Origin of the sequence: Bradyrhizobium sp. Tv2a-2, assembly GCF_000472425.1 — a bacterium.
Taxonomy (GTDB): Bacteria; Pseudomonadota; Alphaproteobacteria; order Rhizobiales; family Xanthobacteraceae; genus Bradyrhizobium.
The window spans coordinates 1-5,538 of record NZ_AXAI01000068.1 but is presented as its reverse complement, the minus strand read 5'-3'; the positions used below and the strand labels follow the sequence as shown (position 1 = coordinate 5,538).

Below are 5,538 nucleotides of genomic sequence, written 5' to 3'. Positions count from 1 at the left end.
CGAGCATTGGGCTCATCTGCGCACCTCGAATCCGATCGAGAGCGTGTTCTCCACGGTGCGGCACCGGACGGTGCGAACGAAAGGATCGCTCTCGCCGAAAACCGCGAAGCTGATGGTGTTCAAGTTGATCGACGCCGCATCGAAGACATGGCGCCGACTGAAAGGAACAAATCAGTTGCCGAAGGTCATCGCCGGTGTAAAGTTTACTGACGGCATCGAGGTCATTCCGACCACTGAAAGCCACGCCGCCTGATCAGGCCGCGTCACCCAGAATCAGCCATAGCTCGCATACGGGCACCAAGGCCCATTGGCGTCGGCCAGGATGGACACGATCTAAAGCAGATTCTCGGACTTGCCAATTTTTCGGACAATGGATGGGGTTAGTTTAACCCTGGACCCTATAGCTGTTCTTCGACGATCACTGCTTCCGACGTTAACGCTGACGCTCAAGCAGTCATTATCGCTCGACCTTATGGTCGATCGCTGTGCGCTCAGTCGTTCTAGCGTGACTTGATAAGAGACGATGAATGCGAACGCTACTCGTTGATCATGATGCGGATTCTGTGCGGGTCGTACAAGGAGCGCTCTTGGATTGTGGCTTCGCCGTTGATGTGACACGCACACTGGATGAGGCAGCAGCGGCGCTTGGTTGCGCGCGCTATGACATCCTCCTGCTCGAGTCGGCCCTGCCGGATGGAGACGGCTTGGACTGGCTGAAGCAATTGAGACGGGACGGAGGCTCGATGCCTGCACTGATGATGAGCCGCCTCAACGATCCCAGCCGGCGGATCGCAATCCTCAACGGTGGGGCGGACGACTTCCTGCCTAAGCCCGTTTGTACTGCAGAGCTGGTCGCCCGGATGCGAGCTATTCTCCGACGACCAACACAAATGACAGCCCCTGTCGTTACGTTTGGCAATCTCAAGTTCGATCCGATTGGCCGCCAGGTTTCCGTCGGTGGCCGCCCGCTAAAGATAGCGCACCGCGAAGTGTGCATTCTAGAGCATCTGCTCAGCCGCGCAGGCCGCACCGTGCCCCGCGCATCACTTGAGGACGGCCTATATGCATTCGATAACGACGTCTCGATCAATGCGCTTGAGGTCGGCATCTATCGCCTGCGCGGGCTTTTGAGCCAGTCCGGCGCGACGCTACGGATCAAGACCGCGCGCGCCATCGGCTATATCCTTGAATTGAATGGTGCGGCATCGGCCGCGTAGGAACTCGAGCTTGAAAGCGAAGACAGCCTTGAAGATCGTTCGGAATAGTCATTCGAACGGCGATCCACAGCTGATCGCTGTTGGCAAGTGGCGGTCAGTCATTCCTCCTTGTCTTTTCTACCTCCTTTGCGCGGCAATCCTTCTATCTCCAGTTGGCGCCGCGGCCCAGTTAGAGAGAGATAATAAAGGAGACCCAACGCGCGCTCCTGCTGAGAGCATCAGCGGAACGCTGAACCTCTCCTCTTCGCTGGGCAACACAATTAATCTGTCCGCGCCGGCATCAAGCATATTTGTAGCCGACCCGACGATCGCGGACTTTCAGGCGGCGTCGAACCGGACGATTTTCGTTTTTGGCAAGAAATCCGGGCGAACAAGCTTGTTCGCCTTGAACGACAACGGGGAGCCTCTTGTCGCGTTGCGTGTTGTCGTCACGCAACCAATTGAAGATCTGCGTGCCATGTTGAAGGCCCAGATCGGCGAGTACCCTATCAAGGTCAACTATACGCCGCAAGGCGCGATCCTTAGCGGTACGGCGCCCAATGCCGAGGCAGTGGATACCGCGATGAGAGTGACTGAGCATTTTCTCGGTGCCGGCGCGACGGTGATTAATAAGATCCAGGTGGCGGGGTCGTTGCAGATCAATCTGAGCGTCCGCGTCGCGGAAGTCTCCCGAAGCGCGCTGAAGGAGCTCGGCGTCAACATCTCCGCCATGGGTCAAAGCGGCACTTTCATTTTCGGCTTTAGCAGCGGCAAAAGTGAGCTATGGCTGATTCTGGGTGACGCGGCCTGATCAGGCGGCGTCACCCAGAATCAGCCATAGCTCTCTTCCCTCCCCCCCAATGCTTGCAATCGGCTCGGCACCGCGTTTCCGATGGCGGCGCGACGCTCAGAGCCGCATACCACACAGCGCTTCGCCAGACCCGTATCACCTTTAAGGAAAGGCGTCACATCGCACACACATCTGTTTAATGCGGTCGGGCCGAGTTTCGTACGGCCGCGAACCTGATTGATCAGCATTGAACTGCTTCAATAACGAAGTGAACCCCACGAGGCTCACCCAAAGAAGGCCGTGAACTGCCCAATTATGGCCGAGAACTCGGGATGCCACATCGCCAGAGAAACAGGTTCATGATCCGAAGCGAACCTGTCACATCAACGGCCAAAGGCGCCGTCAATCGAATACGTCATCTATGTGGACCGAGGTTGAGTTGGCATGATCAGAGCTCGTTCCTCGATCCTCGGGTGTCAGAAGCGGAGCACGAAACCATTAAAGTCGAAAGCCGCTTTCGAAGTGCGCGAACAGGTCGCCGTCTTAAGGCTTCCTGTTGGAGCACGTGCGTCGCGGCTCGTGCAGCCGTCTCGAGCTTCAGGGAGGATGCGCTCAACACGCGACGTAGCGAGCCGGTGATCAGGCCACCCTGCCTCGACCAGCAAGGTCGATACACGATTACGAATGTATCTCTGGTTCGGTGCCGGAGACGCGGAGCTTCTGCTGCGCGTTTTTGTTTCAAGCCTATAAGCGCGACGCCTTGGCCAGCAGCAAGCTACGCGAGCCGCAATTTTTCAGCTGAGATCTTTCCCGAGCGGCCCGGCACGAGCTCGTAGCTGATCTTTACGCCTTCTGGCAGCGTATTATGACCAGCCCTTTCAACCGCAGAGATGTGTACGAACACGTCAGGCCCGCCATCATCCGGCCTGATGAAGCCGTAGCCTTTGGTCGGGTTGAACCATTTCACAATTCCCATCGCCACTTCAGTAGCTCCTCCAAGAAAACGAGTGATGTCGCAACGTGGTTTTCAGTCGAAGGCGAGGTGAGCCGGCGGCGAAAGGCCGGCAGCGCGCTGTCCTCGCCACGTTGGTCGGTGACATCTTCTAGTGCATTGTTGTCTCATTGGCGAGGCGCCGGCTTCATTTGCCTGTTATTTCCGGCATGTCGTGATGAAGACGTCGATGTGAGAAACCAGACCAATGAAACCAAATCACTCCGCTGGGTCAGGGCAAATGGACTGCTTTCCTGTCTTCTGACACGACGTACGGCACCGCAGCGTGCGGCACGTCAATTGCTCAGATGAAGCGTGTCGCGATTGTCAGAGGTTCCCTGGTCATCCACAACGGAGGTTGAATGAGAACGTACTCAACTTAAGGCTGACCGGTCCCGCTTTGAAGCTGGCCGCGGCCGCACAGCCACGCGGAGTCCGAGGCGAGCGAGCGCCGCCAGCTTCGAGCCGACCGGTGAGATCGCCGCGATCTGAAGTGGCTGACGGCGCGTTGAGTCGGGACAATGGAAAGCAGATCAATTCGGCATCCTCACGACGCACGCCTTGTCGCGATGTCCCAATTGTTCGATGGGCTGCGGCACGCCGACAGCCCGAGGCGCTCGATAAATGGACTCCGATAGAGGCGGCCCGTTGGAGAGCCACCACGTGGACGAAATTGGCTACGACTTCATCGATTGTTCGGATGGCTGGAGGCTCACCGATCACTGGATCGTTGAGATGACCTAATCCACTGAGATGACCTAATCCACGCCCAGAGCTGGTTTGCGACAAACATTTGCCGGCTCGCCTTTGAGAGGTGAGCTACGCGATCATTCAGCCATCGGGACACGCCCGCCCGGTCGGGTGAACTTCGATTGCCGTCGTCGAAGCCGTGGCTCTGACTGATCGGCGCAGCGCAAGGATGGAATATCAATGACGTACTGGCGCAAATCAAGATTACGCATGATTGAAGGTGGCAGAGCCCGTCACGTTTCGCCGCCCGATATTGGGCAGCACCACGCCTGGAATTTGTGGCCGATTATGATGGTCCAGCTCTGCGCACTCATCTGGGCCGGCATCTGCTGGCTCTTCGGGGCGTTCTCGTGAGCGAAATACAATCCCGACAGCAGCAATCAAAGTCATCGCCACATCGTGGGTCCATTGATCGGCGCATCCTTGAGGTAGCGCTCGATGTCATCAACTGACGGTTCCCGATGTATTGCGCCCTGGACGATCCCAGAGCTAACACGAGGCTGTGTGCCGTGATCGTGCTTACATTTGTTATCGCAGATTTCGTTTAGGAGCGCGCGCACAAGCGTTGCCGTCTCGAGATCAATCACAGGAGGAGCCCTATCCGGTAAGAGGACGGCCGACAACGTCGATCCGGCTGAAATGTTCCAAATCCTCGACTGTTAAATTAATTCGGCAAACGAGCTGCCAATGCCGTCCTCTCAACTGATGGCGTCCCCGGCAGCATGATCGTTTGGGGTTCCCCACCGTGAATGAAAACAATTTTTGTCGGCTAACGAACAGGCTGCAACACTCTAACTTAATTCGCGGTCCAGCTGAGCCGCGCGTCTCCAATCTACGCTGAAATAAGCTAAAAGCCCGACGCACCTTGCCGGGTAAGAAAGGTGCGTCGGGCCGGCTGGGGCTTGTCGCGGCGCCGGACCGTGTTGGCCCCAGACCATGTCTTGCAACTAATGTGCCGCGCAAAAGGCTATCGGCGATAGTGTCGGGTCTACGCGGTACCTGAGCTTCAAACCCGATCGCGCATGTGCATCGGCCTTGCTGCGCGCTTAGTTTGTTTTGCACCGGCGATCAAGATGAAGCCAAGTCCGCTGCCTAGGTTCAATCGCATTCCGACGTCAGCATGAATTCGGACGCGAGGCTTGTGGCGGACGGAACGGTTGAGAAACCGCGCGGAGCAGTGAGCCCCTGAACAAGGTTGGCGCTCCGATTGCGGCTGTCGTCGAAAAAATGGCGAAGCATCAGGAGGCGCGATGGGGCTCCGGATCGCGATCTTCGCCGAGCATCCGCAGGTCGTCTGCGAGCCGAGCCAGCTTGTCATATTCCAAGGCGACCTTGAGCAGCCTGTCTCTGGATCTGCCGTAGGGAAACGAATCCGCTTTGGTCCGCGTCGCTTCTGCACGCGTCCGCCAGTGTTTGGCATCATGGAGTGGGCTTTTGGATCTCATGCGAATGAGCATGCAATTCGCAGACCAAGGCCATGAGAGAAAACGAGCATGCCGCTGTTGCGGAAGGTCTGAAAGCGGGCCTCGTGGTCAACCTGCCGTCCAATTTACGAGTGCCCCGACTGGCGTGGGTCACATTCAAGTTTCGAGTAACAGGCGCCTCGTTTGCGGAAAGCCGTCCAAACTACACACTGGTGGCTTTCGGGCGGCGGGTGCCCCGGAGCCACGGCCGCCCGTCATTTGTGAATTGTTGAGAAAGAAAGCCGTCGTGTTCGCGAGCTATGGCTGATTCTGGGTGACGCGGCCTGATCAGGCGGCGTGGCTTTCAGTGGTCGGAATGACCTCGATGCCGTCAGTAAACTTTACACC

2 protein-coding genes and 2 pseudogenes are annotated in these 5,538 nt (G+C 57.4%); 3 read left to right on the top strand and 1 reads right to left on the bottom strand.

Annotated features, from left to right (window positions below; genetic code table 11):
• From A3AI_RS44915 to A3AI_RS44910, 3 genes and pseudogenes are all read left to right on the top strand, one after another.
• Nucleotides 1-253, top strand: a pseudogene (locus A3AI_RS44915) (IS256 family transposase); the annotation flags it as partial.
• Nucleotides 254-527: 274 nt separating this feature from the next.
• A complete protein-coding gene (locus tag A3AI_RS0141585; RefSeq protein WP_024521094.1) occupies nt 528-1,217 on the top strand; it encodes a response regulator in 690 nt (229 codons plus the stop codon).
• 28 nt (nt 1,218-1,245) lie between these two features.
• Nucleotides 1,246-1,968, top strand: a pseudogene (locus tag A3AI_RS44910) (pilus assembly protein N-terminal domain-containing protein); the annotation flags it as partial.
• 793 nt (nt 1,969-2,761) lie between these two features.
• Here the strand turns inward: A3AI_RS44910 and A3AI_RS0141575 are convergent.
• Complete coding sequence (locus A3AI_RS0141575; protein WP_024521093.1) at nt 2,762-2,968, bottom strand: cold-shock protein; 207 nt, start codon at nt 2,966-2,968, stop codon at nt 2,762-2,764.
• Nucleotides 2,969-5,538: the final 2,570 nt, after the last annotated feature.

Bases quoted from the DNA above. Each gene is read 5' to 3' on its own strand.
- A3AI_RS0141585 (WP_024521094.1), top strand. From the start codon at position 528: ATGCGAACGCTACTCGTTGATCATGATGCGGATTCTGTGCGGGTCGTA.